Annotated in this window: 25 protein-coding genes; 16 read left to right on the top strand and 9 right to left on the bottom strand. The window is 71.3% G+C overall.

Annotated elements, in window-relative coordinates; all coding sequences use genetic code 11:
• The first annotated feature begins 2 nt into the window (after positions 1-2).
• The 4 genes from AC162C_RS04300 to AC162C_RS04285 are packed head-to-tail and all read left to right on the top strand — an operon-like array spanning position 3 to position 4,098.
• Entirely contained in the window at positions 3-1,949 is a 1,947-nt protein-coding gene (locus AC162C_RS04300; protein WP_484096471.1) for a cytochrome c oxidase subunit I, read from the top strand.
• On the top strand, positions 1,946-2,803 hold the full coding sequence (locus tag AC162C_RS04295; RefSeq protein WP_484096470.1) for a hypothetical protein: 858 nt from the start codon (positions 1,946-1,948) through the stop codon (positions 2,801-2,803). Before AC162C_RS04300 ends, AC162C_RS04295 begins: the two co-directional genes overlap by 4 nt.
• A complete protein-coding gene (locus tag AC162C_RS04290; RefSeq protein WP_462972317.1) occupies positions 2,800-3,444 on the top strand; it encodes a cytochrome c oxidase subunit 3 in 645 nt (214 codons plus the stop codon). Before AC162C_RS04295 ends, AC162C_RS04290 begins: the two co-directional genes overlap by 4 nt.
• Before the next feature lie 9 nt (positions 3,445-3,453).
• Positions 3,454-4,098, top strand: coding sequence for a hypothetical protein (locus AC162C_RS04285; protein ID WP_484096469.1), 645 nt, complete (start codon positions 3,454-3,456; stop codon positions 4,096-4,098).
• Between the two features lie 38 nt (positions 4,099-4,136).
• On the opposite strand, the gene AC162C_RS04280 is transcribed toward AC162C_RS04285, so the two are convergent.
• Genes AC162C_RS04280 through tatA form a run of 5 tightly spaced genes read right to left on the bottom strand, consistent with a single transcriptional unit; the run spans position 4,137 to position 7,992 of the window.
• Positions 4,137-4,892 (bottom strand): c-type cytochrome, encoded by a 756-nt coding sequence (locus tag AC162C_RS04280; protein ID WP_484096468.1) that lies wholly within the window; start codon positions 4,890-4,892, stop codon positions 4,137-4,139.
• Between the two features lie 12 nt (positions 4,893-4,904).
• Entirely contained in the window at positions 4,905-5,690 is a 786-nt protein-coding gene (locus AC162C_RS04275; RefSeq protein ID WP_484096467.1) for a tetratricopeptide repeat protein, read from the bottom strand.
• Entirely contained in the window at positions 5,687-6,964 is a 1,278-nt protein-coding gene (locus AC162C_RS04270; protein WP_484096466.1) for an amidohydrolase family protein, read from the bottom strand. The genes AC162C_RS04275 and AC162C_RS04270 overlap by 4 nt, the downstream gene beginning before the upstream one ends.
• On the bottom strand, positions 6,961-7,731 hold the full coding sequence (gene tatC, locus AC162C_RS04265; RefSeq protein WP_484096465.1) for a twin-arginine translocase subunit TatC: 771 nt from the start codon (positions 7,729-7,731) through the stop codon (positions 6,961-6,963). The genes AC162C_RS04270 and tatC overlap by 4 nt, the downstream gene beginning before the upstream one ends.
• Positions 7,732-7,743: 12 nt before the next feature.
• The gene (tatA, locus tag AC162C_RS04260) at positions 7,744-7,992 is read right to left on the bottom strand and encodes a twin-arginine translocase TatA/TatE family subunit (protein WP_484096464.1); all 249 of its coding nucleotides are present in this window, start codon (positions 7,990-7,992) and stop codon (positions 7,744-7,746) included.
• Positions 7,993-8,162: 170 nt separating this feature from the next.
• On the opposite strand from tatA, the gene sufC reads away from it, so the two are divergent.
• From sufC to AC162C_RS04205, 11 genes are all read left to right on the top strand, one after another.
• The gene (gene sufC, locus AC162C_RS04255; protein ID WP_484096463.1) at positions 8,163-8,945 is read left to right on the top strand and encodes a Fe-S cluster assembly ATPase SufC; all 783 of its coding nucleotides are present in this window, start codon (positions 8,163-8,165) and stop codon (positions 8,943-8,945) included.
• Positions 8,942-10,354 carry a Fe-S cluster assembly protein SufB gene (gene sufB / locus AC162C_RS04250; RefSeq protein ID WP_484096462.1) on the top strand — a complete coding sequence of 471 codons (1,413 nt, stop codon included), beginning with the start codon at positions 8,942-8,944 and terminating at the stop codon, positions 10,352-10,354. The genes sufC and sufB overlap by 4 nt, the downstream gene beginning before the upstream one ends.
• Positions 10,351-10,719, top strand: coding sequence for a VOC family protein (locus AC162C_RS04245; RefSeq protein WP_462972309.1), 369 nt, complete (start codon positions 10,351-10,353; stop codon positions 10,717-10,719). The genes sufB and AC162C_RS04245 overlap by 4 nt, the downstream gene beginning before the upstream one ends.
• Positions 10,716-11,891, top strand: coding sequence for a Fe-S cluster assembly protein SufD (gene sufD / locus AC162C_RS04240; protein WP_484096461.1), 1,176 nt, complete (start codon positions 10,716-10,718; stop codon positions 11,889-11,891). Before AC162C_RS04245 ends, sufD begins: the two co-directional genes overlap by 4 nt.
• A 235-nt stretch (positions 11,892-12,126) precedes the next feature.
• On the top strand, positions 12,127-12,861 hold the full coding sequence (locus AC162C_RS04235) for a hypothetical protein (protein ID WP_484096460.1): 735 nt from the start codon (positions 12,127-12,129) through the stop codon (positions 12,859-12,861).
• 83 nt (positions 12,862-12,944) lie between these two features.
• Positions 12,945-13,562: an LON peptidase substrate-binding domain-containing protein gene (locus tag AC162C_RS04230; protein ID WP_484096459.1), complete on the top strand. Its 618-nt coding sequence runs from the start codon at positions 12,945-12,947 to the stop codon at positions 13,560-13,562.
• Positions 13,563-13,565: 3 nt separating this feature from the next.
• On the top strand, positions 13,566-15,908 hold the full coding sequence (locus AC162C_RS04225) for an HAD-IC family P-type ATPase (RefSeq protein WP_484096458.1): 2,343 nt from the start codon (positions 13,566-13,568) through the stop codon (positions 15,906-15,908).
• 21 nt (positions 15,909-15,929) lie between these two features.
• Complete coding sequence (locus AC162C_RS04220; RefSeq protein ID WP_484096457.1) at positions 15,930-17,174, top strand: cysteine desulfurase; 1,245 nt, start codon at positions 15,930-15,932, stop codon at positions 17,172-17,174.
• 88 nt (positions 17,175-17,262) lie between these two features.
• Entirely contained in the window at positions 17,263-17,697 is a 435-nt protein-coding gene (gene sufU, locus AC162C_RS04215) for a Fe-S cluster assembly sulfur transfer protein SufU (RefSeq protein ID WP_462972303.1), read from the top strand.
• A gap of 80 nt (positions 17,698-17,777) precedes the next feature.
• Positions 17,778-18,098 carry a Rieske (2Fe-2S) protein gene (locus AC162C_RS04210; RefSeq protein WP_484096456.1) on the top strand — a complete coding sequence of 107 codons (321 nt, stop codon included), beginning with the start codon at positions 17,778-17,780 and terminating at the stop codon, positions 18,096-18,098.
• A gap of 74 nt (positions 18,099-18,172) precedes the next feature.
• The gene (locus AC162C_RS04205) at positions 18,173-18,772 is read left to right on the top strand and encodes an O-methyltransferase (RefSeq protein ID WP_484096455.1); all 600 of its coding nucleotides are present in this window, start codon (positions 18,173-18,175) and stop codon (positions 18,770-18,772) included.
• Positions 18,773-19,132: 360 nt separating this feature from the next.
• Here AC162C_RS04205 and dcd read toward each other — a convergent pair whose 3' ends face one another.
• Positions 19,133-19,705, bottom strand: coding sequence for a dCTP deaminase (gene dcd, locus AC162C_RS04200; RefSeq protein ID WP_484096454.1), 573 nt, complete (start codon positions 19,703-19,705; stop codon positions 19,133-19,135).
• A gap of 128 nt (positions 19,706-19,833) precedes the next feature.
• On the opposite strand from dcd, the gene AC162C_RS04195 reads away from it, so the two are divergent.
• Positions 19,834-21,030, top strand: coding sequence for a putative glycoside hydrolase (locus AC162C_RS04195; protein ID WP_484096517.1), 1,197 nt, complete (start codon positions 19,834-19,836; stop codon positions 21,028-21,030).
• Here AC162C_RS04195 and pdxH read toward each other — a convergent pair.
• From pdxH to pknB, 3 genes are read right to left on the bottom strand one after another with little or no spacing between them, the layout of a single operon-like run.
• Complete coding sequence (gene pdxH / locus AC162C_RS04190; RefSeq protein ID WP_484096453.1) at positions 21,020-21,613, bottom strand: pyridoxamine 5'-phosphate oxidase; 594 nt, start codon at positions 21,611-21,613, stop codon at positions 21,020-21,022. The two genes, AC162C_RS04195 and pdxH, sit on opposite strands and share 11 nt — an antisense overlap.
• Position 21,614: 1 nt before the next feature.
• Positions 21,615-22,643 carry a D-alanine--D-alanine ligase family protein gene (locus tag AC162C_RS04185; RefSeq protein ID WP_484096452.1) on the bottom strand — a complete coding sequence of 343 codons (1,029 nt, stop codon included), beginning with the start codon at positions 22,641-22,643 and terminating at the stop codon, positions 21,615-21,617.
• Entirely contained in the window at positions 22,640-24,610 is a 1,971-nt protein-coding gene (pknB, locus tag AC162C_RS04180; RefSeq protein ID WP_484096451.1) for a Stk1 family PASTA domain-containing Ser/Thr kinase, read from the bottom strand. The genes AC162C_RS04185 and pknB overlap by 4 nt, the downstream gene beginning before the upstream one ends.
• Between the last annotated feature and the right edge of the window lies 1 nt (position 24,611).

Genomic DNA, 24,611 nt, shown 5'->3' with positions numbered 1-24,611 from the left:
GCGTGACGGCGGTCACCGAGCACGGAGCGAACCACGGCGCGGGCCACGAGCCCGGGCCCTACCCGCCGCGGAAGCGCGGGATCCTGATGCGCCCCGGGTTCGTACGGGCCGCCTGGTGCTCCGCCGTCTTCTTCCTGGTCGGCATGTACATCGTCGTCGGCCTGCGCTGGCTGGCGGGCTGGGGAGACCCGTACGACTGGACGATCATCGTCCTCGTCGGCGCGCTGACGGCCGCGCCGATCGGCTTCCTGCTCGGGCTCGGCGCGTTCGACTACTGGCTGTACTGGGTGAGCGGCCGACCGACGCTCCCCGAGGACCACTCGGGGCACGGCGCGACGCGGTGGCAGGACTACTTCCGCGTCAACACCGACCACAAGGTGATCGGCGTCCAGTACACGGTCACGACCTTCGTCTTCCTGCTCGTCGGCGGCCTGACGGCGATGATCTTCCGCGTCGAGCTCGCCGAGCCGGGGATGCAGTTCCTCGACGGGCAGACGTACAACGGGCTCGTCTCCGTCCACGCGACGCTGCTCATCTTCACCTTCATGGTCCCGGTCTTCGCCGGGCTCGGGAACTACGTGATCCCGCTCATGATCGGCGCGCCCGACATGGCGTTCCCGCGCCTGAACGCCCTCTCTTTCTGGCTCCTGCCGATCGCGGGCGTGATGTTCCTCGCGAGCTTCCTCGCCCCCGGCGGCGCGTTCGCGGCGGGCTGGACGGCGTACGCGCCGCTCTCGAGCGACCTGCCGGTCGGCTCGATGTTCTTCAACATGGGCGTGCAGTGGGCGGGCGCGTCCTCGATCCTCACCGCGCTCAACTTCCTCGTCACGATCATCACGATGCGTGCGCCGGGGATGACCTTCTGGCGCATGCCGCTCCTCGTCTGGGCGAACTTCACGACCTCGCTGCTCGTCGTGCTCGCGACGCCGTTCATCGCCGGGTCGCAGTTCTTCGTGCTCTTCGACCGCGTGATGGACACGGACTTCTTCGTCCCGTCCGGCGGCGGCTACGTCCTCGGCTACCAGCACATCTTCTGGTTCTACAGCCACCCGGCCGTCTACATCATGATCCTGCCCGGCTTCGGGATCATCTCGGAGGTGATCTCGGTCTTCAGCCGCAAGCCGATCTTCGGCTACCGGCTGATGGCGATCTCCCTCGTCGGCATCCTCGTGCTCGGCTTCTCCGTCTGGGCGCACCACCTGTTCGTCGCCGGGATGGCGGACTGGCTGCGCGTGCCGATGATGATCACGACGCTCCTGATCGCCGTGCCGACGGGCGTGAAGGTGTTCAGCTGGCTGGCGACGATGTGGGAGGGGCGAATCCGCCTCACGACGCCGATGCTGTTCGCCCTCGGCTTCGTCTCGACGTTCGTGATCGGCGGGCTCTCCGGGATCTACCTCGGCTCGGTGCCGATGGACATCCACGCCTCCGACACGTACTTCGTCGTCGCCCACATCCACTACGTGTTCTTCGGCGGCTCCCTGCTCACGGTGTTCGCGGGCGTCTACTACTGGTTCCCGAAGATGACCGGCCGCATGTACGACGAGCGGCTCGGGAAGCTCCACTTCTGGCTGACCTTCGTCACCCTCAATCTCACGTTCTTCCCGATGCACTGGGTCGGGCTGCGGGGGATGCCGCGCCGCGTCGCCGACTACGCGGCCGAGTTCGGCGCCGTGAACATGTTCATCACCGTCTCGTCGTTCGCCCTCGGCGCGTCGTTCTTCGTGTTCCTCTACAACATGATCGTCAGCTGGGCGCGCGGGCCCGTCGCCGGCTCGAACCCCTGGCGCTCGATGACGCTCGAGTGGCAGGTCTCGTCCCCGCCGCCGATCTTCAACTTCGACGAGATCCCGACCGTGGTCGGCGGGCCGTACGAGTACGGCATCCCGGACGCGCGGCACGCCGTGCTCGGGGAGCCCGAGCCGGTGCCGGAAGGGGCGCGGGCGTGAGCGACCCCGGCTCTCCCGTGGAGCGCTCCGTCGTCCTCGTCGTCGCCAACGAGACGCTCGGAGGCGACGTCCTCGTCGAGGCGGTGCGCCGTCGTGCGGCCCGCGGCCCGATCCGCGTCGTCGTCGTCGCCCCCGTCAACGAGCCCAGCGCAGGGTACGTCGTCTACCAGGACTCGCGCCGCGCCGCCGCCGGCCGGCGGCTCGACCGAACCGTCGATGCGATCCGGGCGCTCGACGTGCCGGCCCACGGCGGCGTCTTCGACGGCGGCCCTCTCGCAGCGGTCAAGGACATCCTCGCGCTCGAGCGCATCGACGAGCTGATCGTCTCCACCCACCCGGAGGCGAAGTCGGGCTGGCTGCGCCGCAACCTCCTCGACGAGATCCGCAAGGCGGCCGGGGACCGACCCGTCGAGCACGTGTTCGCGGAGGACGGCGAGCGCGGAGGCCCGGTCAACGTCCTCGTCGTCGCGAACGAGACGGTGCTCGGTGCGTCGCTGCTCCACCGGATCCGATCGCGGGCCGGCCAGGGCGACGCGGCGTTCCTCGTCGTCTGCCCCCAGAGCGACCCCACCGAGTCGGAGCACCCGGACGCGGAGCGGCGGCTGCGCCGGGCGCTGTCGATGCTCCGCGGCGAGGGCATCGAGGTGCACGGCCAGATCGCGCACCCCGATCCCTACACGGCCGCGATCCAGGTCGTCCACGACGAGCGCGTCGACGAGATCGTCGTCTCCACGTTCCCGGGCGAGCGATCCGGCTGGATCCGGCGCGATCTCGTGGCGCGGCTGCAAGCCGACGCGGGCGTGCCCGTCGAGCACGTCGTCGTCGAGGCGACTGCGGCGGAGGTGACGGCATGACCGCCCATGCGGAGGCGACCGCCCACGGGCACGGCGAGCACCACGGGCCGCCGCCGGCGAACAAGAGCTCGCGGCTCGACCCGACGACGCTCGGGATGCTCCTCTTCATCGCGTCGGAGGCGATGCTCTTCGGGAGCTTCTTCGCGGCGTACTTCTTCGTCCGGGTCGTGAACCCGGACGCGACGATCATCGAGCCCGAGCGGTGGCAGAGCTGGCCGCCGGAGCCCTTCGAGTTCCCCGTCTTCGTGGCGGGCGTGAACACCGCGATCCTCGTCACGTCGAGCTTCACCATCCACTGGGCGGTGCAGGCGATCCGGCGCGGCAATCGGCGTGGGCTGCAGGCAGGGCTCGTCGCGACGATCGCGCTCGGTCTCGCGTTCCTGCTCACGCAGGCGGTCGAGTACGCGCACGTCGGCTTCAACACCGGCGACGGCGCCTTCGCCTCCGTCTTCTTCGGGCTCACCGGGCTCCACGGCGCGCACGTGGCGGTGGGGTTGTCGCTGCTGATCATCGCCGCGGTGCGGGCGTTCCGCGGTCACTACTCCCCGGAGCACTACCACGGTGTCGAGATCCCGGGGATCTACTGGCACTTCGTCGACGTGATGTGGATCGTCGTCTACGCGACGGTCTACCTCCTCTAAGGGGGCCGCATGGACAATCCCTTCAAGGACGAGGCGAGCGCGTTCAGGCTCGTCTTCCTCACGCTCGCCGCGTTCGCGGTGATCGTGCTGGCCGGCGTGCTCATCAACGGGTGGGCGGCGCTCGTCGCGTGGCTCGTGCTCACCGGCGTCGCGATCGGCTACTACCTCGTGCAGCGGGGCTCCGGCCCACCGCCCCGCCAGCACGTCCCGCACACCGGCCCCGCGGCCGCGCGCCGCATCCTCGTCGTCGTCGACGAGACGATCGCCGGCGACGTGCTCGCGGCCCATGTCCGCCCCCACCTCCGCGGCAGCAGCGACGACCGGGTGCTCGTCGTCGCCCCGGCGCTCACCTCGCACGGCCACCGCTGGACCGACGACACCGACGCCGACCGCACTGCCGCCGAGCGCCGCGTCCAGGAGACGGTCGACGCGCTCGGCCGTGCCGGCATCACCGCCGAGGGCTCCGTCGGCTCGCCGGAGCCGCTCGAGGCGACCGAGGACGCGATCCACGTCTTCGGAGCCGACCAGATCGTGGTCGTCACCCATTCGCGCACCAGCGAGAACTGGGCCGAGAAGGGCTTCGTCGACGCTCTCCGGGAGCGGTTCGACGTGCCGGTCGACCACGTTCTCGCCGCCGAGCCCGACGCGACGTAGCCCGACGACCCGCGACGACGGGCGTCTCGGCGGAGGCGCTACTTCCCGGCGTTGTCGACCACGAACTGCGCGACGGCGTCGATCTCGTCCTCGGAGAGCTGGCCCGAGAAGGAGGGCATCCCGCCGCGTCCGTTCGTGATCCGGTCGAGCGCGAGCTCCTTCGTCGGCATCGTCTCGTCGAGGTTCGGGCCGACGGTGCCGGACGCGCCCGCTGCGGCGAGCGCGTGGCACCCGGCGCAGCCGGCGCTCGCGAAGATCGCCGCGCCGTCCGGCGCGCCGCCGCCCGCATCCGTTCCGCCCCCCGGGGCGGCCCGCGGCGGGCCGTCGTCGCCGCCGAGCCCGGCCACGTCGGCGACGTACGCGGCGACGGCGGCGGCGTCGTCGCCCGTGACGATGTCCGCCGGCATCCCGGGCGCACCGGAGACGGGGTTCACGACCGGGTACGCGATCTGACCGCGGACGACCTGCCGCACGCCGCTCTCGATCCCCGGGGCCGCCAGCTGTTCCTGGAACTTGGCGTCGTCCGGATCGGCCCCCGAGACGTCCACGCGGTACTGGTAGAAGGCGTCGTCGAGGTTGGGGCCGATCTCGCCGGTGGTGCCGGCATCCGCGAGCGTGTGACACGCGCCGCAGCTCTGGGTGAAGAGCTCCTTGCCGCTGATCTTGTCGCCACCGCCCTCGTCGAAGCCGACGGTGTCGCCACAGCCGGCGAGCGCCACCGCCACGATCGGCGTCGCCAGCGACAGCGCGAGCAGCCGCAGTCGCGGCCTGCCGAGTGGCACGGAGGTCTGCACGGTGGGGCGAGTCTATCCGGCGACGGCGGCGCGCAACTGCTTGAGCTGTCGCCTGACGTCGGTCGCGCTCGGATCGTCGGGCGCGAGCACGAGGAAGCGCTCGTACGCGGCGATCGCCGTGTCGAGCTCACCCGCCTGGATCGCCGCCTGGGCGAGCTCGAGCTGGACGCTGGGGTCGTTCGGCTGGAGCGCGGCGAGCTGCCCGTAGGCGTCGAGCGCCGCCGCGAGCGCGGCCTGCCCCTCGGTCGCCACGGTCGCGATCTCCTCGCTCGCGGTCGCGTTGACGGCCTGCCCGACCGCGTCGCCCCCGATCTGGGTGCCGCCGACGCTCGGCCGGGGGAGGTTCTGCCCGGCCCCGGCGACCGCGGCCTCCGCCTGCAGCTGCTGCAGCTCCTGCTGCTTCTCGGCGGCGACCGCGAAGTGCAGCGCCGCCAGCTCGCGGAGCGCGTCCGGGTCGTTGGGCCGAAGCTCGACGACGCGCTGCTGAGCCGCGATCGCGCCGGCGACGTCACCGTCCGCCTGCAGCACCGTGGCCAGCTCCTGCCAGGCGTCCGGGTCGGCGGGCCGCTCCTCGGTCGCCTTGCGCGCGTCCGAGACGGAGGTCCCGCCGCCTCCGGACCCCCTGAACACGTCTCCGATCCCGACGCCGCCGGCGCCGACGCCGAATCCGACGAAGCCGAGGGCGAACACGAGCGCGAGGAACACGAACATCCACTTCGCGTGGCGCCGCAGGCGCGTGAAGAACATCGTGTCCTCGATCGCGGGACTCATCGTCTCGCGCCGGGGGCGCGTGCTCACGCCAGCATGCGGCTTCGTGCTCTTCGTCCTGCTCTTGTCAAATCGCGCCATGTCGTCACGTCACGTCGATAACGGTCCTCGCCTCCTACGAGAGTAGCGAGGACTCGGTGGGATGAGCCGCCGAGAACCGTCGCCACGGCGGGGTCCTCCACGGGGTCGAACGGCGTTCCGTCGAGCGAGAGCACCGTCAGGTCGGCCCACTTCCCGGGGGCGAGCGAGCCGACCTCGGCGTCCAGGCCCAGCGCCTGCGCACCGCCGAGGGTGGCGAGGAAGAGTGCGTCCGCGGCCGTCAGGGCAGTCGGGTCGGCGCTGTGGGACCGCTGGAGCCACAGGGCGACGCGCATCTCCTCGAACAGGTCGAGGGACGGGGTCGAGGCCGGGCTGTCGGTTGCGATCGCGACCCGCAGCCCCGCCGCGCGCAGCGCCTGGAGCGGGGCGACGCCGCACCCGAGCTGGGCGTTCGAGCGCGGGCAGTGGGCGACCGCGACGTCGTGCGCCGCGAGCAGCGCGATCTCCTCCTCGTCGGCGGTGACGCAGTGGGCGGCCACCAGGCGCTCCCCGAGCACGCCCCGCTCGGCGAGCGCGCGGATCCCGCTGCGGCCCAGCGGCGGGACGAGGTACGCGGCGAGCGCCGACCACGCGCCGCTGCCGTCGCGCAGGTACGCGGCCTCGTCGGCGCTCTCGGCGAGATGGGTCGCGACGGGAAGCCCGAGGCCGGCGGCGGCCTCGAAGAGCTCCGGTGTCACGGTGTAGGGCGCGTGGGGCGAGATCCCGAGGAGCACGCGGCTCGAGAGCGAGTCGGCGATCCGCTCCCGTGCCGGCTCGAACTGGCGCTCGATCGCGTCGGGCCCGCCGAACACCTCGAGGTACACGATCGCCCGCAGCCCGAGCTCGGCACACGCCGGGGCGGTCGCGCCCACGAAGCTGCAGTCGCCCACGGTCGTCACGCCGGAGCGGAGGCACTCCGCCGCACCGAGCCGTGCGATCGCGAGCATCTCCTCGGCGTCGAGCCGCGACTTGCGCTCGATGTGCATCGCGATCCACGGCGCGAACGAGAGGCCGTCACCGAAGCCCGCGTACGTCGCGTACTCGATGTGCGAGTGGGCGTTGACGAGCCCCGGGAGGATCACCGCGCCGGGGAACCGCTCGTCGGCGCCGAGCTCCGCCGCCGGGCCGACGGCCTGGATCCGCCCGTCGTCGCCGACGACGACGGCCCCCTGCGGGATCGGGTCGCCGTCGACCGGGACGACCCAGTCGGCGGCGAGCGTCCTCACGAGAGCTCGTAGGAGCGGAGCAGCGAGCGCTCCCAGCGCCGCTCCATGAGCACGGAGAGCCAGATCGAGAGCTCGAAGAGGATGAGCAGCGGTGCGACCTCGAGCGCGAGCGAGACCGGGTCGATCGTGGGCAGCAGCACGGCGAACACAAGCATCCCGACCATCCCGTAGCGTCGGTTCCGGCGCAGCTGCGACGACGTGAGGACGCCGAGGCGCACGAGCCCGAGGATGAAGATCGGCATCAGGAACGCGATGCCGGTGGCGAGGAGCGTCACCGACACGAACGACAGGTAGTAGCTGGCGCGGATCTGCTCCTCGTAGAGCTCGTTGTCGTAGTTGACGAGGAACTTCAGCGCCTTGGGCAGGATCACGAAGTAGCAGAAGGCGACGCCCCCGAGGAAGAGGCCGGTGGCGAGGAAGACGAAGGTGCCGATCACGCGCTGCACGGACTCCCCGACGGCGGGGGCGAGGAACGCCCACACCTGCCACAGCAGGATCGGCAGCACGATCCCCAGGGAGGCGTAGAAGCTGACCTTGAGCGAGGTCATGAACGGCTCGGTCACGCCGAGCGTGACGAGGGGCGTGCCGGCGGGCAGGAGATCCTTCAGCCAGCCGATCAGCCGGTCGTGGAAGACGTACGCCACGGCGAACGCGGGGATGATCGCGAGGATGCAGATGAAGAGCCGGTGCCGCAGCTCCCCGAGGTGCTCGACGAGCGTTGCTTCCTCCTCCGGCGCCAGGCGCCGGGGGACGATCCTCCGGGCCACGAGTGGCCCCCGCTAGGCGACGGTGTCGCGCTCGCGCGTCGCGGAAGCCGATTCGGCTGGCTCGGCCTCGACGGGCTCGGGCGGCGGTAGCTCGGCTGCGTCGTCGTCGTCGTCCTTGCCGGTCCCGGTCACGGAGTCCTTGAACTCACGCATGCCGCGCCCCAGCTGACGGCCCATCTCCGGCAGCCGCTTCGGTCCGAAGACGAGCAGGAGGACGAGGAGCAGGATGAGCATTTCCCAGATGCCGATGCCGAAAGGCATGTGCGCAGGGTAGCAGCCGGACGGCGTCGTACAAGTCGCGGCGGTGTCGCAGCGCGCGAACGATCGCTGTCCCGGTGGCGAACCGCGACGGTCCCGCTAGCATCAAGGAAGCCAACTTCACCTTTCCTGAAGCAGACTTCTGTATTCACGCTCGCGACCGAAGGAAACCTGTGGCACTGCTCGAGATCAGAAACCTCCACGTCGCCCTCGAGGACGGCACGGAGATCGTGAAAGGGGTCGACCTCGACGTCGACCTGAATCAGACGCACGCGATCATGGGCCCGAACGGCTCGGGCAAGTCGACCCTCGCCTACGCCCTGATGGGGCACCCTGCCTACGAGATCACCGAGGGCGAGATCCGCCTCGACGGCGAGGACGTCGTCGAGCTCGAGGCGAACGAGCGGGCGCAGCGCGGCCTGTTCCTCGCCTTCCAGTACCCGCACGCGGTGCCCGGCGTCACCGTCACCAGCTTCCTGCGCAGCGCGATCAACGCGCTCCGGAAGGCGCGCGCGGGCGGCGAGGAGGACCCGATCCCGATCCCCGAGTTCCGCACGGAGCTGCTCGGGGCGATGGAGCGCCTGCGCGTGCCGCGGGAGCTCGCACAGCGCTACCTGAACGACGGGTTCTCGGGGGGTGAGAAGAAGCGGGTCGAGATCCTCCAGATGGCGCTCCTGAAGCCGCGGATCGCCATTCTCGACGAGACCGACTCGGGGCTCGACATCGATGCCCTGCGCATCGTCGCCGGCGGCGTGAACGACCTCGTCGGCCCGGAGATGGGCGCGCTCGTGATCACGCACTACCAGCGCATCCTCAACTACGTCACGCCCGACTTCGTCCACGTCTTCGTGGACGGGCGCATCGTCGCCGAGGGCGGCCCGGAGCTGGCCGAGCGCCTCGAGGCCGAGGGCTACGACCCGTTCCTGCCCGCCGGAGCGGCCCGGGAGGCATCATGAGCCAGTCCGAGACCGACGTCATCCGCGAGATCCGGGCCGAGTACGACTACGGCTGGCACGTCGACGACAAGCCGATCTACAAGGCCCCGAAGGGCCTCTCGCACGAGCTGATCGACGTCATCTCCGAGCACAAGTCGGAGCCGGAGTGGATGCAGACGTTCCGTCACGCGAGCCTCGACCACTTCCTCGCGCGCCCGATGCCGGGCTGGGGAGCGAACCTCTCGGGGATCGACTTCGACAACATCCACTACTACGTCAAGCCGACCGAGAAGCAGGCGGCGTCGTGGGAGGACCTGCCGTCCGAGATCAAGGAGACGTGGGACCGGCTCGGCATCCCCGAGGCGGAGAAGAAGTACCTGGCCGGCGTCGGCGCCCAGTACGAGTCCGAGGTCGTGTACCACAAGCTCCAGGAGGACCTCGAGCGCAAGGGCGTGATCTTCCTCGACATGGACTCCGGCCTGCGTGAGCACGAGGAGCTCGTCAAGCAGTACTTCGGCACCGTCATCCCCCAGAACGACAACAAGTTCGCGGCCCTGAACTCGGCCGTGTGGTCGGGCGGGTCGTTCATCTACGTGCCGCCGGGGGTCAGCATCGAGATGCCGCTGCAGGCGTACTTCCGCATCAACGCCGAGAACATGGGGCAGTTCGAGCGGACGCTGATCATCGTCGACGAGGACGCGTACGTCCACTACGTCGAAGGCTGCACCGCCCCGATCTACTCGAGCGACTCGCTGCACTCGGCGGTCGTCGAGATCATCGTGAAGAAGGGCGGCCGCTGCCGGTACACGACGATCCAGAACTGGTCGAACAACGTCTACAACCTCGTCACCAAGCGGGCGGTCGCGCACGAGGGCGCGACGATGGAGTGGGTGGACGGGAACCTCGGCTCGAAGGTGACGATGAAGTACCCGGCGATCTGGCTGATGGGCGAGGGCGCCCACGGCGAGGTGCTCTCGATCGCCTTCGCCGGCAAGGGGCAGCACCAGGACGCCGGCGGCAAGGTCGTCCACGTCGCCAAGAACACGTCGAGCGTGATCACGTCGAAGTCGATCTCCAAGAACGGCGGTCGCGGCGGCTATCGCGGCCTCCTCGAGGTGGCGAAGGGCGCGACGGGAGCGAAGTCGAAGGTGGTCTGCGACGCGCTGATCCTCGACGAGGAGTCCCGCTCCGACACGTATCCCTACATCGACGTGAAGGAGAACGACGTCGACCTCGGGCACGAGGCGACGGTCTCGAAGATCGGCGAGGAGCAGCTCTTCTACCTGATGACCCGCGGCCTCTCGGAGGCGGAGGCGTCGGCGATGATCGTCTCGGGGTTCGTCGAGCCGATCACGAAGGAGCTGCCGCTCGAGTACGCGGTGGAGATGAACCGGCTGATCCAGCTCCAGATGGAGGGCTCCGTCGGGTGATCCAGGTCGAGCGCACGGACTTCGTCTCCGTGCCGGTCACCGATCTCGAGCGGTCGACGCGGTTCTACGGGGAGACGCTCGGCCTGACCCGCGTCGAGGGCGACGGGAGCTGGCCGGAGTTCAGGCTCGGGGCGAACGTCAGCCTCTACCTGATGGACCCCCGGAACATCGGCAGGGAGTTCGAGGGCCCACACACGGCGTCGATCGCCCTGCGCGTCCCGGACGTCGCGGAGGCACGGGCGCGCCTCGAGGCCGCCGGCGTCGCGTTCGAGGGCGACACCTTCGACACCGGCGTGTGCCTGATGGCGCTGTTCCGTGACCCCGACGGCAACGCGCTCATGCTCCACCGGAGGTACGTGCCGTGACGAGGGAGGCGCTCCTCGAGCGCTACCGCCAGCTCCCGCTGCCCACGCGGCGCGACGAGCACTGGCGCTTCACCGACCTGTCCGGGTTCGACCCCGACGCCTGGGAGGGGACGGCGCCCGCCGCGCGAGGGCCGTCCGGCGCCGCCTCGATGCTCGAGCTCGACGTCGCCGGCGTCGCGACCCTCGACGAGGCCGGCATCTCGCTGGAGCGTGCCCCTGACGGGATCCGTTTCGAGCCGCTGACCGACGACCACCCGCTCCTCGGCTCGCTCGTCGGCGCCGACGACAAGTTCAGCGCCCACAACGCGGCGGTCTGGCAGCACGGGCTCCTCCTGCACGTTCCCGCCGGGGTCGAGGTCGAGCGTCCGTTGTACCTCCGCGTCGGGAACGGCGCCGAGGGCGGGGCGCTGCACTGGCGCGTCCTCGTCGTCGCCGAGCCCGGCAGTCGCTTCACGCTCGTCGAGGAGCTCGCGTCGGCGACGGGTGACGTCTCCGGGTACGCGAACGCCGCCGTCGAGATCGTCGTCCGCGAAGGCGCGAAGGTCGAGTACGTGAACGTCCAGAACCTCTCGCAGAAGACGTGGCTGTTCGCCTCGTGCCATGCCCGCGTCGAGCGCGACGCCGAGCTCGACTGGGTCGCGGGCGGCTTCGGCTCCGCCAACGGCAAGGTGCGGATCCAGAACGACCTCGCCGGCCCGGGCGCGACGTCGCGCGTGACGGGGGCGTACTTCGCCGACGGCACGCAGCACCTCGACTACGACACGTACCAGCTCCACCTCGCCCCGTCCACGACGAGCGACTTCGCCTTCAAGGGTGCGCTCCGTGACCACGCGACTGCGGTGTGGCGGGGGATGATCCGCGTCGAGCAGGGGGCACAGAAGACGAACGCGTACCAGGAGAACCGCAACCTGCTCCTGTCACGCGACGCGAACGCGAACTCGATCCCCGGCCTCGAGATCCTCGCCAACGACGTGCGCTGCACGCACGGGGCGACGCTCGGCCAGGTCGACCGCGAGCAGCTCTTCTACCTGATGGCGCGCGGCCTGTCGCGGCCGCAGGCCGAGCGCCTGATCGTACGCGGGTTCTTCCAGGACGTGCTCGACCGCGTCGAGCTCGAGCCGGTGCGAACGGCGCTCGGCGACGCGCTCGAGGCCCGGATCCCGCACGCCTGAGAGTTCACCCATTCCTTACCGGGCCCTCTCGCCCGCCACATCAGTCGGTGTCACGCTGAGGGCATGCGACTGATCGCCATCGGCGGACTCCTCCTCGCCATCGCCGTGCTGCTCCTCTAGGCGGTCACATCCGCCGTGGAGCCACGCACACGGCGGATGGCGGGCGGATCGCGGTGGAGGGATCGAGGAAGGCGGATCGGTGAATCCGCGGATGTCGCGTGCAGGGCCGCGTGCAATGGTGCAGGTGGCGAGACGAGCAGGGCTCACCTGCTCCCGGTCGCAAGGGAGCGACCGGACGAAGGAAGTGATCACTGTGACGGTGCGCACGCTCCTCACTGGGGCTGTAGTGCTGTCCGTAGCCATGCTCGTGCCCGCCGGGCTCGCCGCCGAGCGACCCGACGACCGTGCCGGCCCCCTCGGGGTCGGTGGTGTCGCACAGTCCCAGGTCGTGCAGTTCGAGGCCTACGGGACCGCCGACACCATCGAGGCGCGGATCGCGGCGGGATTCGACGCCCTCGGTAGTGAGATCGTGGCCGTGAGGCCCGATGATCGCGCCGGCCCCCTCGGGGTCGGTGGTGTCGCGCAGACCGTTGCGGTTCGGTTCGAGCCGTACGGGACCGCCGACACCGTCGAGGCACGGATCGCAGCGGGATTCGACGCGTTCGGCACCGAGATCGTGGCCGTGAGGCCCGATGATCGCGCCGACCGCTTCACCCCCGGGATGGGAGAGCCCGCCCCGGTTCGGCCTGACGACCGAGCCGAGCGGTTCACTCCTGGCTCGGCGGCAGAGCCCATTGCCGCAACGCCCACGGCGACGACGGGCACCACATGGGACGACCCGCTCGTCGTCGGAGCGCTCGTCGCAGTCGTCGCCGGTGTGGCGGCGGCGGTGGCGTTCGCGTTCATCCATCGTCGCGGCGGCGGAACGGGCACGACCGGTACACCGGGCAGGCCTGCAGCAACGCACTGAGCCCGTGGCCCCGGATGTCCCGCCGGGCATCCGGGGCTTCCGGCTGCTGCTGCAGCGGACAGCGGTGACGTAGGCTGTTGGCGATGGAGGAGATCGGCCTCTTTCCGCTCGGCATCGTGCTCCTGCCCTCCGAGCTCGTGCCGCTCCACATCTTCGAGCCGCGCTACCGGGAGCTGATCGGCGAGTGCCTCGAGCACGACACGGAGTTCGGGCTGGTGCTCGCGGACGACGACGGCCTGCACGAGATCGGCACGCGCGCGGCGGTGGTCGAGGTCGTCGACCGCCTGCCCGACGGGCGACTGAACGTCGTCGTCGAGGGCCACGACCGCTTCCGTCTCGTCGAGCTCACGGAGGGCCGGAGCTTCCAGACGGGCACCGTCGAGGAGCTCGTCGACGGCCACGACCCGGCCGCGCCCGACGAGGTGGAGCGGGCGCTGTCCCTCTACGCGCGGCTCCTCGAGCTGACGGGCGTGGAGGCGGAGCCGCCCCCCGCCGACGCCGAGGGGCTGTCGTTCGTGCTCGCGGGGCGGTTCGAGCTGGCCGCGGGCCTGAAGCAGGAGTTGCTCCAGGCGACGTCGGAGCGGATGCGGCTCGCACGCGTGTGCGAGATCCTCGAAGCGGCAGCGGCCGCCGTCGAGCGCCAGCGCGAGATCGCCGCGCGCGCGGGACGGAACGGGCGCGTTCAGTACCCGCCTTCCTGAGCGATGGCGCCCGAGGTCTTCTCCGGCCTGACGGACGAGGAGGCCCGGCGCCGGCTCGACGAGCGCGGCCCTCTCCCCGAGTCGCAGACGAGTCGCTCGACCGCGAGCATCGTTCGCGCGAACGTCGTCACCCCGTTCAACGTCATCCTCCTCTCGCTCGGTGTGCTGACGCTCGCGTTCTCGGACTGGCGGGACGCGCTCTTCCTGGGCATCGTCGTCACGAACTCGGGTATCGGCATCTGGCAGGAGCTCCGGGCGAAGCGAAAGCTCGATGCGCTCGCTGCCCTCGTGGCGCCCAGGGCGACGGTCGTCCGCGACGGCATCGAGCGGGAGGTGGCGGTGGGCGAGGTCGTCGTGGGCGACCTGGTGCGCGTGGAGCCCGGCGATCAGGTCGTCGCGGACGGTGTCGTGGTCGTCGGCGCCGGCCTGCTCCTCGACGAGTCGATCCTCACCGGCGAGTCGGCGCCGGTCCTGCGCGGCGACGGCGACGACGTCCGGTCGGGGTCGTTCGTGGTCGAGGGCGTCGGCGCATACGAGGCGACCGCGGTCGGGCCCGACAGCTACGCGGAGCGGATCACGGGCACGGCCCGCGAGTTCCGCCACCCGCGCTCCCCCCTCGAGCGGGCGGTCAACCGCCTGCTCTACGTGCTCGTCGGGGCGATGATCCCGCTCGCCGTGATGCTCGTCGTCGCCTTCACGAAGCAGGACGTCGGCACGCGGCAAGCGGTCGACACGGCCGTCGCCGGGATGGTGACGCTCATCCCGGAGGGCCTCGTGCTCCTGCTCTCGATGACGTTCGCGGCGGCGGCGATCCGTCTCGCCAGGCGCGGTGCGCTCGCACAGCAGCTGAACGCCATCGAGTCCCTCGCCTCGGTCGACATGATCTGCCTCGACAAGACGGGAACGCTCACCGAGCCGCAGCTCCGCGTCGTGTCGCTCCTCCCCGCGGCGGGCGTCGCCCGGGAGGAGGCGGCAGACGGCCTCGGGCGGTTCGCAGCCTCGTCGCCCGCCCGCAACGCCACGCTGGACGCGATCGCCGCGGCGCTCCCCGGTGCGGCGGAGTCCGCGACGGAGGAGGTGCCGTTCGCCTCGCGCCGTCGCTGGAGCGCGCTCCGTCTCGGCTCGACGTGGTACGTGCTCGGCGCTCCGGAGCTGTTCCCCCTCGACGGGCTCGGCGAGTTGGCGCACGAGCAGCAGGCCGGGGGTCGTCGCGTGCTCGCCTTCGGGACGACCGACGGCGGCACACGTCCGGACCCGGACGCCGGCCCCCCGCGCCTCCGCCCGCTCGCGGTCGTCGTCCTCGCGGAGCAGCTCCGCTCGGATGCCCCCGAGACCGTCGCGTTCCTCGCGCGGGAGGGTGTCTCGCTGACGGTGCTGTCGGGAGACGACCCGGTCACCGTCGGGGCGATCGCGGCGGACGTCGGCGTGCCGTCGGGCGCGACCCCGCTCGACGGCCGCGAGCTCCCGCTCGGCTCCGAGGAGCTGGCGCGGGCGGTCACCGAGGCCGGTGTCGTCGGGCGCGTCGCCCCGGAGGAGAAGCGCCGTGTCGTCGAGGCCCTCCGCGAGAGCGGCCGCTACGTCGCGATGGTCGGCGACGGGGTCAACGACGTGCCCGCGCTGAAGGCCGCCCGCCTCGCGATCGCCCAGGGGTCGGGCACGGAGATGGCGCGCGCGGTGTCCGACGTGATCCTCGTCACCGGCGACTTCGCGTCCGTGCCCGGCATGGTCGCCGAGGGACGGCAGATCCTCCGCAACATCCAGCGCGTGACGAAGCTCTTCGTGACGAAGTCGGTGTTCGCCGCGTTCCTCATCCTCACGATCGGGCTCACCCCGACGGAGTACCCGCTCCTGCCGCGCCACCTGACCGTGATCGGTGCCGTCACGGTCGGCATCCCCGCCTTCTTCCTCGCCCTCGCGCCGAGCGAGGGGCCGTGGCGGACGACCGGGTTCCTGCGCGAGGTCGGCCGCTTCGCGGTTCCCGCCGGGATCGCAGCCGGGCTCGGGACGATCGTGTCGTACCTCGTGACGCTGAACGTCTTCGACAGCGGCCTGCTGCAGGCACGCACTGCCGCCACGTCCACGGTGATCGTGATCGGGCTCTACCTCGTCCTCGCGCTCGAGGCGACGGGACCGCGTCGCGCACGGTGGGTCGGCGTGCTCTGCGCGGCGCTGCTCGGTGCCTACGTCGCCGTGCTCGCGAGTCCGGGACTGCGGTCGTTCTACGCGCTCGCCGTGCCCGAGTTCGCCACGCTGATCATGATCGTGGTCGGCGCCAGCCTCGCGATCGGCTTCCTCCGGCTGACGGACGACCGCTTCGTCCCGCTCCGAGGTGCCGGCGTCGGCTAGCAACCGGGGTACGATGGGACGGTGGCCGTGACGACCATGCCGTCGCTGGACGCGCATCGACTGCGCGCCGACTTCCCCATCTTCGAGCAGCGCTTCCACGGGAAGCCGCTCGCGTTCCTCGACTCGGCCGCGAGCGCACAGAAGCCCCGTGCCGTGCTCGAGGCGATGACGACGTTCTACGAGACCTCGTACGCGAACGTCCACCGCAGCGTCTACCAGCTCGCCGAGATGGCCACCGAGGCGCTGGAGAACTCGCGCGAGACGGTGCGCGGGTTCCTCAACGCGTCGTCGCCGCGCGAGGTCGTGTTCGTCCGCAACGCGACCGAGGGGATCAACCTCGTGGCGTACGCCTGGGGGCTGTCGAACCTCGGCCCCGGTGACGTCGTGATCGCGACCGAGCTCGAGCACCACTCGAACTTCGTGCCCTGGCAGTACATCGCGCGTCGCACCGGCGCGTCGTTCCGGATCCTGCCGCTCGACGACGGAGGCGAGCTGCGCCTCGACGCCCTCGACGGGCTCGCGGGCGACGGTCGGGTGAAGGTCGTGGCCGTCGGCGTCGTGTCGAACGCGCTGGGGACGGTCAACCCGGTCGAGCAGCTGGCCGCGTGGGCGCACGATCGCGGAGCGATCGTCGTCGCCGACGCAGCCCAGGCGGCGCCGCACCGGCGCGTGGACGTGCAGGCGCTCGGCTGTGACTTCCTCGCCGTCTCCGCACACAAGATGTGCGGCCCGAGCGGCGTGGGGGCGCTGTGGGGCCGCGCGGAGCTGCTGGAGCGGATGGAGCCGTTCCTGCTCGGTGGGCACATGATCCGCTCGGTCGGTGACGAGGCCTCGTCCTGGGCCGAGCTCCCGCACAAGTTCGAGGCCGGGACGGCGCCGATGGCGGAGGCGGTGGGGTTCGCCGCCGCCGTCGACTACGTGCAGGGCGTCGGCCTGGACGCGATCGAGCGGCACGAGCACGAGCTCGCCGCGTACGCGCTCGGCCGCCTGGCCGAGCTGCCCTGGGTCACGACCTACGGCCCGCCCGCCGATCGACGCGCGGGCATCGTCTCGTTCGACGTCGACGGCGTGCACCCGCACGACGTCGCACAGGTGCTCGACTTCGAAGGGGTCGCGATCAGAGCAGGGCACCACTGCTGCCAGCCGCTCATGCGTCGCCTCGGGGTGACCGCGACGAGTCGTGCGAGCTTCTACCTGTACACGGTGCCCGAGGAGATCGACCGGCTCGTCACCGGGCTGCACAAGGCGCGGAAGGTGTTCGCCTGAGCCAGCCCGTGTCACGCCGTCGTGCGTTCCGAGCCGGCACCCGCCGCGCGAGCGCCCGCGCCGGCGTTCGGCCCGGGAGTGCGGCCGCATGAGCGAGTTCGAGCAGCTGTACCGCGAGGTGATCCTCGACCACTACAAGGCGCCGAGGAACTTCGGGCTCCTCGACCCGAACGACGCGAGCGCGGACGGGCAGAACCCCCTGTGCGGCGACGAGGTCACCGTCACGGTGCGGTTCGGCGAGGGTGACGTGATCGAGGAGGTGGGGTTCGAGGGGCGCGGCTGCGCGATCAGCCAGGCGGCGACCTCGATGCTGACCGACCTCGTCAAGGGTCGCCCGGCGGCCGAGGTGGCCGTGATGCCGAAGGAGGAGCTGCTCGACGAGATCGGGATCCCGCTCACCCCCGTGCGCCTGAAGTGTGCGCTGCTCGGGCTGGGCGTGCTCAAGGTCGCCCTGCACCGTGCGAAGGGGACGCCGCTCCCCGAGGAGTGGGGGACGTCCGCGTCGGAGATCTCGCTCTCGTAGATGAGCGGGCGACGGCTCCGGACCGCGGCGCCCGGAGCCGGGTACCCACGCGTGCGCGTCGACCACGGGTCGGCTGCCTAGTGGCCGAGATCGAGGTGTGCCCGCTCGCGGAGCTCCCCCCCGGGGCGTCCAGGGTGGTCGACGCCGGACCGGAGGGCGTCGGCGTCTACAACTGCGACGGCACCGTCTACGCGATCGAGGATCGCTGCACCCACGACGACGGGAAGCTCTGCGAGGGCGACTGGGAGCCGGAGACCTGCGAGGTGATCTGCCCCCGGCACGGGGCCCGCTTCGACGTCCGGACGGGAGCGGCGCTGACGCTGCCCGCCTACATCCCGGTCGAGACGTATCCGGCGCGCGTCCGTGACGACGGCATGGTCGTCGTCGAGCTGCCGGACTGACGACGCGGCCGGTCGCCCGTCCACGTGCCCGGCCGTCGGCGGGGCGTCCGGCGGCGATCGTCTAGGGTGCCGTCGTGCTCGACGATCGTGTGCTGGCCGTGATCGGACGGCTCGAGGCCGAGGACGAGGCGGAGCGCTCCGCGGGGCTGCCTCCGGAGCGTCGCGCGCTCGCCGTCGGCCCGGACGCGGGCCGCCTGCTGTTCGCGCTCGTCGCGCCGAATCCGCAGTGCGAGGTGCTCGAGATCGGCGCCTCGCGCGGCTACTCGACACTGTGGCTCGCGTCGGCGGCGCGGATCCTCGGGGGTCGTGTCGTTTCGCTCGAGTCCGATCCGGCGAAGTGCGACGCGTGGCGACGGAACGTCGAGGAGGCGGGTCTCCTCGAGCACGCGGAGCTCGTTGCGGGCGACGCGCGGGAGACGCTGCCGGCGCTCGACGACGCGTTCGACATCGTGTTCCTCGACGCCTGGAAGCCCGACTACGAGACGCTGTTCACCCTCGCCCGCGAGAAGGTCGACGCGGGCGGCGTGATCGTCGCCGACAACGTCGTCTCGCACGCCGACGACCTCGCGCGATGGGTCGAGGCGCGGCATGCCGACCCGACGCTCGTCTCCGTGACGGTGCCGATCGGGAGCGGGCTCGAGGTGACGACCGTGCTCGGGCCGCCGGCTCCGTGACCTTTCCCCCGACCGCTCGGGCCGCTAGAGTCCGGACACCGCGGAAAGGAGGTGGTCCGGACGTGACAGATTCCTGCAGTACCGGCAGCGGAGGTACCAGCGGGTAGAGGCGTGCCCCCGGGACCACCGGGAATCGCCTAGCCAGCGTGGGGGGCTCGCGTTCCGCGCCGCTCGACCCGAGGGGTCGGGCCGGAAGCGCCTCTACCAATCCACCGCTGGTCACCGTGACGAGGGCCGCCCGACGGGCGGCCCTCGTCGTCGGTGGGCCTCGTCACGCAGCCGTGAGGGACGGCGCCGCCGCGCCACGAGGACGCGGAGCGCCGGTCGTCCGTCCCGCGGCCGCGCGCGTCCGTGAGCCGCTCAGGCGTCGGCGGTGAAGTTCTTCCAGTACCGGCTCGGCGTGGGGCCGCGCTGCCCCTGGTACTTCGAGCCCAGCCCGCCCGCGCCGTAGGGTCGCTCGGCCGGCTCGGAGAGCTGCACGAACGAGAGCTGACCGATCTTCATCCCCGCGTAGATCGTGATCGGCAGGTTCGCGACGTTCGACAGCTCCAGCGTGACGTGCCCGTCCCAGCCCGGGTCGATGAAGCCGGCCGTGGAGTGGATGAGGAGCCCGAGCCGCCCGAGCGAGCTCTTGCCCTCCAACCTGGCGACGAGGTCGTCCGGGAGCGAGACGCGCTCGAGCGTCGAGCCGAGGACGAACTCGCCCGGATGGAGGATGAACGCCTCGTCGTCGGCCACCTCCACCAGCTCCGTGAGTTCGTCCTGCTCCGCCTTGACGTCGATGTACGGGTAGCGGCTGTTCCGGAAGACGCGGAACAGCCGGTCGACGCGAACGTCGAGGCTCGACGGCTGGAGCAGGGACTCGTCGTAGGGATCGATCCCGATGCGGCCGTCCGCAACCAGGCGGCGGATCGCTCCATCCGAGAGCACCACACCGCAATCCTAGAGGCCTGACCGTCACGCCCCGCAGCACAGGCGCCCGCACCGGTCCGGCGGGGCTCACGGGGGGCCTGTGACGTGGCGATCTCCCTGCATACGGTAAGGTCCCGGGCCCGGTGTCCATGCTGTACCCGTCGATGGATCCGAACGAGCGCTTCCGCGCCCGGCGGTCGCAGGAACGCCGACGCAAGCGCTTCCGCCGGGCTGCGGCGTTCGCCGTCGCGCTCGCGGTGGTGATCGCACTGGCCGCCGGGATGACGCTCGCCGGCAAGAGCGGCGGCGAGCGGGGGGCGGCGACCCCGGAGGCGGCCGCGTCCGACCCGACGCCCGCCCCTGCGCCGGCGACGGCCGCACGCCCACGGCCGCTGCCCGTCGAGGTGCGAGGGGTGCACGTGACGGGGGCGCTCGCATCGCTGCCGGGGAAGCTGGAGGAATACGCCGGCTACACGCGGTACGGGCTGAACACGATCGAGCTCGACGTCAAGGACGAGGGCGGGATCGTGAACTTCCGGCCGTCGTCCGTTCCGCTCGCCCAGCGCATCGGTGCCTCCCGACAGCACTTCAAGCCGCGCGAGGTCGCGCGTCTCGCGCGCAGGCACGGCGTGTACCTGATCGGTCGCGTCGTCGTGTTCCAGGACCCCGTGCTCGCCCGCGCCCGGCCCGATCTCGCGATCCGCACGCCCGAGGGCGGCGTGTGGCAGACGAGTGGAGGGCTCGCCTGGGTGAACCCGTACGACCGACGGGTCTGGGAGTACGCGGTGGCGATCGCGGAGGCGGCGGGCCGGGCCGGGTTCGACGAGATCATGTTCGACTACGTCCGCTTCCCGTCCGACGGGGATCTCTCGCGGGCCGTGTACCCGGGCCGGACGACCCAGAAGCGCAAGCAGCTGATCACCGACTTCGTGGCCTACGCGTCGCGGCGGCTCGAGCCGCTCGGCGTGCGCGTGTCGACCGCGCTGTTCGGGCTCTCGGCCTCCCGCGACATGGGTCTCGGCCAGGCGCCGAAGCTGATCGCGGAGCACGTCGACACGATCTCGCCGATGGCGTACCCGGCGCTGTACAACGACGGCGAGCTCGGCATCGAGAGCCCGAGCACGGAGCCGGGGGAGACCGTCTTCCGCACCCTCGGAGACTTCCGCCGCGCCGTCGGGAGCTCGGGTCCGCAGCTCGTGCCCTGGATCCAGGACTGGAACTACTCGCCCCGCGAGGTGCGCCAGCAGATCGAGGCGGTGCGGTTGATGGGCGCGAAGGGGTACCTGCTCTGGAACGCAGCGGGCCGCTACACGACGTCGGCCCTCGCCGCGCCGCCTACGGGCTGAGCCTGAAGCGCCGCCACCGGTCGCCGTCGCGCTCGTAGCGCACGCGGTCGTGGAGCCTGCTCGGACGGCCCTGCCAGAACTCGATCGCGGTCGGCACGACCCGGTAGCCGCCCCAGAACGGGGGCAGCGGCACGTCCGCCCCGGCGAAGCGGTTCTCGACCTCGGTGTAGCGGCGCTCGAGATCGACCCGGTCGTCGAGGGCGTGCGACTGCGGCGACGCCCAGGCCGCGAGCTGGCTGCCGCGGGGGCGTGTCGCGAAGTAGGCCGCCGACTCCTCCACGGGCAGCGCCTCCACCGCTCCCTCGACCCGGACCTGCCGCTCGAGCGGCGGCCAGTGGAAGACGAGCGCCGCCCGCGGGTTCACGGCGATGTCGGCGGCCTTCGCGCTCTCGCGGTTGGTGTAGAAGACGAAGCCGCGGTCGTCGAAGCCCCGCATCAGCACCATGCGCGCAGTGGGGCGGCCCGAGGCGTCGGCCGTGGCGAGCGTCATCGACTCCGGGTACTCGAGGTCGGTCGCCGCCGCCTCCTGGAGCCACGCCGCGAACTGCCTGTTCGGGTCCTCGTCGAGGTCGTGCTCGTGCATGTCAGAACTCCAGCGCCCGGCGCCGCTCGTGTCGCTCGACGGCGAGGGCGACGAGCCGGTCGAGGAGCTCGTCGTACGCGATCCCCGACGCGTCGAAGAGGCGGCTGTAGAAGCTCGTCGGTGTGAACCCGGGGATCGTGTTCAGCTCGTTGATCACCACCTCGCCGTCGGCGTCGCGCACGAAGAAGTCGATCCGCGCCATCCCCTCGCACTCGGTGGCGGCGAACGCGCGCAGCGCCAGCTCGCGTGCCCGCTCGATCGTGGCCGCCGGAAGCCCCGGTGGAGGGATCAGCAGGTCCGACCCGCCCGCGTCGTACTTCGACGCGTAGTCGTACCAGTCGGCGTGGTGCGAGACGACCTGGCCCGCCACCGAGGCGACTGCGGCGGGAAGGTTTCCGAGAACGCCGACCTCGATCTCGATTCCGGCCACGAACTCCTCGACCAGCACCTTGTCGTCGTGCCGGCGGGCGAGCGTCACCGCTCGCTCGAGCTCCGGCTGCGCGCGCACCTTCGAGATGCCGATCGAGGAGCCCAGGCGCGCGGGCTTCACGAACACGGGGTAGCCGAACGGGTTCGCGATCGGGTCACCGGGCCGGAGCAGGACGTGGCCTGTCACCGGGATCCCCTGGGCGCGCATCACCTGCTTGAAGACGTCCTTGTCCATGCAGAGCGCGGAGGCGAGCACCCCGGGCCCGACGTACGCGACGTCGGCGAGCTCGAGGAGCCCCTGCACGGTTCCGTCCTCGCCGAACGGCCCGTGCAGGATCGGCACGACGACGTCGACGCCGGCGAGCGTCGCGGGTGCCGATCCGGCCGGGACGGGGAGGGTCTCGACCGTGCTCGCCCGCTCGAGGCCGGGGCTCTCGCCGGCCGGGAGTGCCCAGCGTCCGTCGCGATCGATCTCGACGGTCGTCACCTCGTACCGAGCCGGATCGAGCGCGGCCACGACGGACGCGGCGGACGCCAGCGAGATCTCGTGCTCGCTCGAGCGGCCGCCGGCGAGCACCGCGACCTTGAGCCGGCGACTCACGGGACAGGCGTGGTGTCGGTCGGCGTCGTCTCGGCGGGGAGCGTGGGCGTCGTGTCGACCGGCGGCGGGACGTAGGTGCCGACCGTGATCGTGACGAGGGATCCCGGCTTGGCCTGCGCGCCTCCGATCGGCGACTGGGAGAGGACGACGTCGTCGAACGCCGGGTCCTCGAAGACCTCGCTCACGACGGTCACCTTGAAGCCCGCTGCGACGAGCGCGCTCCGCGCGGTCTGCTGGTCGAGGCCGGTGACGTCGGGCACCTCGACCGTCTTCGGGCCCTTCGAGACCGAGAGCACGACGATCGCGCCCTTCGCGGCCGTCGAGTTCCCCGCGGGGCTCTGGTCGACGACGACCCCCAGCGGCTGCTCGGAGTCGACGTCGATGCGCCGCACGGCGAAGCCGGCCGTCTGGAGCTGCGACGACGCCTGCTCGTACGTGAGCCCCACGACCGACGGCACGGCGATCGGCCTCGGGCCCTTCGAGACGTTGATGCGCACCTCCGACCCCTCGACGAGCACGGTGCCCGCAGCCGGCGACTGGGCGGTCACGGTGCCCGCGTCCTCGCTCGAGTTGATCTGGACGGAGTTCGCGTCCAGCCCGGCGCGTGTGAGCTCCGCGACGGCGTCGGCCTCGGTCTTGCCGACGACGTCGGGGACGCGGACCTCCGGCTTTCCGGTCGAGACCAGCACGGTGACGATGCTTCCCTTGGCGAGTCGGGACCCGGGCCCGGGATCCTGCTCGTAGACGATGCCCGCCTCGACCTCGCTGTTCGGGAGCTTGCTCACCTTCGGCTCGAAGCCGTCGTTGAGGATCGCCTCGACTGCGAGCGACTCCTTGATCCCCTGGTAGTCGCCGACCGCGATCGGCGTGTTCGAGTCGATCTGGTCCTGGACGCGCTCGTAGAGGAAGTAGCCGCCGACGCCGAGGGCGAGTGCCAGGCCCACCGCCAGGAGCCAGGGCCACCAGGCACGGCCGCGGGCGACGGGCGCCTCGTAGGCGCGGTAGCGCTCCGCGCCGCCGTACGCGGTCGTGATCGGCGCGCGTGAGGGAATCCGCTCGGTGACGCCCGTCGTCGAGGTGCCGGTGCCGGCGAGCACCATCGTCGCCGCCTCCTCGGTCTCTCGGCCGACCTCCTCGCCGCGCGCGACGAGCTCGAGGTCGCGATCCATCTCCTGCGCCGAGCGGTAGCGATCCACGGGCTCCTTCGCCAGCGACCGCAGGACGACGAAGTCGAGATCGCGGGGGATCTCGTGACGGAGCGTCGACGGCGGCTCCGGCGCCTGCGAGAGGTGCTTCATCGCGATCTCGACCGGCGTCTCGCCCCCGAACGGCACGGTGCCGGTCAGGAGCTCGTAGAGGACGATCCCGGTCGAGTAGAGATCGGAGCTCTCGTCGACCGGGGCACCGCGTGCCTGCTCGGGTGACAGGTACTGCGCGGTGCCGATGATCGAGCCCGCCTCGGTGATCTGGCTCGCTCCGGCCCGCGCGATCCCGAAGTCCGCCACCTTGACGCGCCCCTCGCCGTCGACGATGACGTTGTGCGGCTTGATGTCCCGGTGGACGATCCCGTTGCGGTGCGCGAAGCGGATCGCGGCGAGCACCTGGCGCGTGTAGGAGATCGCGACGGGGATCGGGCACGGGCCGCGCGTCACGATCAGCTCCTTCAGCGTCCGGCCCTCGACGTACTCCATGACGATGTAGTACGAGCCGTTGGCGGTGCCGCGGTCGTAGATGGAGACGATGTTCGGGTGCGAGAGGCCCGCGGCGTGGGTCGCCTCGCGCCGGAAGCGCTCGACGAACTGCTCGTCGGTCGCGTACCGCTCGTGGAGGATCTTGACCGCGACCCGACGGCCGAGCTCCCGGTCCTCGGCCAGCCAGACGTCGGCCATGCCCCCGGTGCCGAGCTTCCGCTCGAGCACGTAGCGGCCCGCGAAGAGCGTTCCCTCGGTGCGGTCGGTGGTCGTCATC

The sequence above is a fragment of the Gaiella sp. genome (assembly GCF_057140465.1).
The sequence above is the reverse complement of the archived record's forward strand: the minus strand, read 5'-3'. Positions and strand labels throughout refer to the sequence as shown.

Excerpts from the sequence above, each read along its gene's own strand:
- sufB (WP_484096462.1), top strand. The coding sequence starts at position 8,942 with ATGAGCCAGTCCGAGACCGACGTCATCCGCGAGATCCGGGCCGAGTAC.
- AC162C_RS04230 (WP_484096459.1), top strand. The coding sequence starts at position 12,945 with ATGGAGGAGATCGGCCTCTTTCCGCTCGGCATCGTGCTCCTGCCCTCC.
- AC162C_RS04225 (WP_484096458.1), top strand. The coding sequence starts at position 13,566 with ATGGCGCCCGAGGTCTTCTCCGGCCTGACGGACGAGGAGGCCCGGCGC.
- sufU (WP_462972303.1), top strand. The coding sequence starts at position 17,263 with ATGAGCGAGTTCGAGCAGCTGTACCGCGAGGTGATCCTCGACCACTAC.
- AC162C_RS04285 (WP_484096469.1), top strand. The coding sequence starts at position 3,454 with ATGGACAATCCCTTCAAGGACGAGGCGAGCGCGTTCAGGCTCGTCTTC.
- AC162C_RS04195 (WP_484096517.1), top strand. The coding sequence starts at position 19,834 with ATGCTGTACCCGTCGATGGATCCGAACGAGCGCTTCCGCGCCCGGCGG.
- pknB (WP_484096451.1), bottom strand. The coding sequence starts at position 24,610 with ATGACGACCACCGACCGCACCGAGGGAACGCTCTTCGCGGGCCGCTAC.
- pdxH (WP_484096453.1), bottom strand. The coding sequence starts at position 21,613 with ATGCACGAGCACGACCTCGACGAGGACCCGAACAGGCAGTTCGCGGCG.
- AC162C_RS04290 (WP_462972317.1), top strand. The coding sequence starts at position 2,800 with ATGACCGCCCATGCGGAGGCGACCGCCCACGGGCACGGCGAGCACCAC.
- AC162C_RS04235 (WP_484096460.1), top strand. The coding sequence starts at position 12,127 with ATGGTGCAGGTGGCGAGACGAGCAGGGCTCACCTGCTCCCGGTCGCAA.
- tatA (WP_484096464.1), bottom strand. The coding sequence starts at position 7,992 with ATGCCTTTCGGCATCGGCATCTGGGAAATGCTCATCCTGCTCCTCGTC.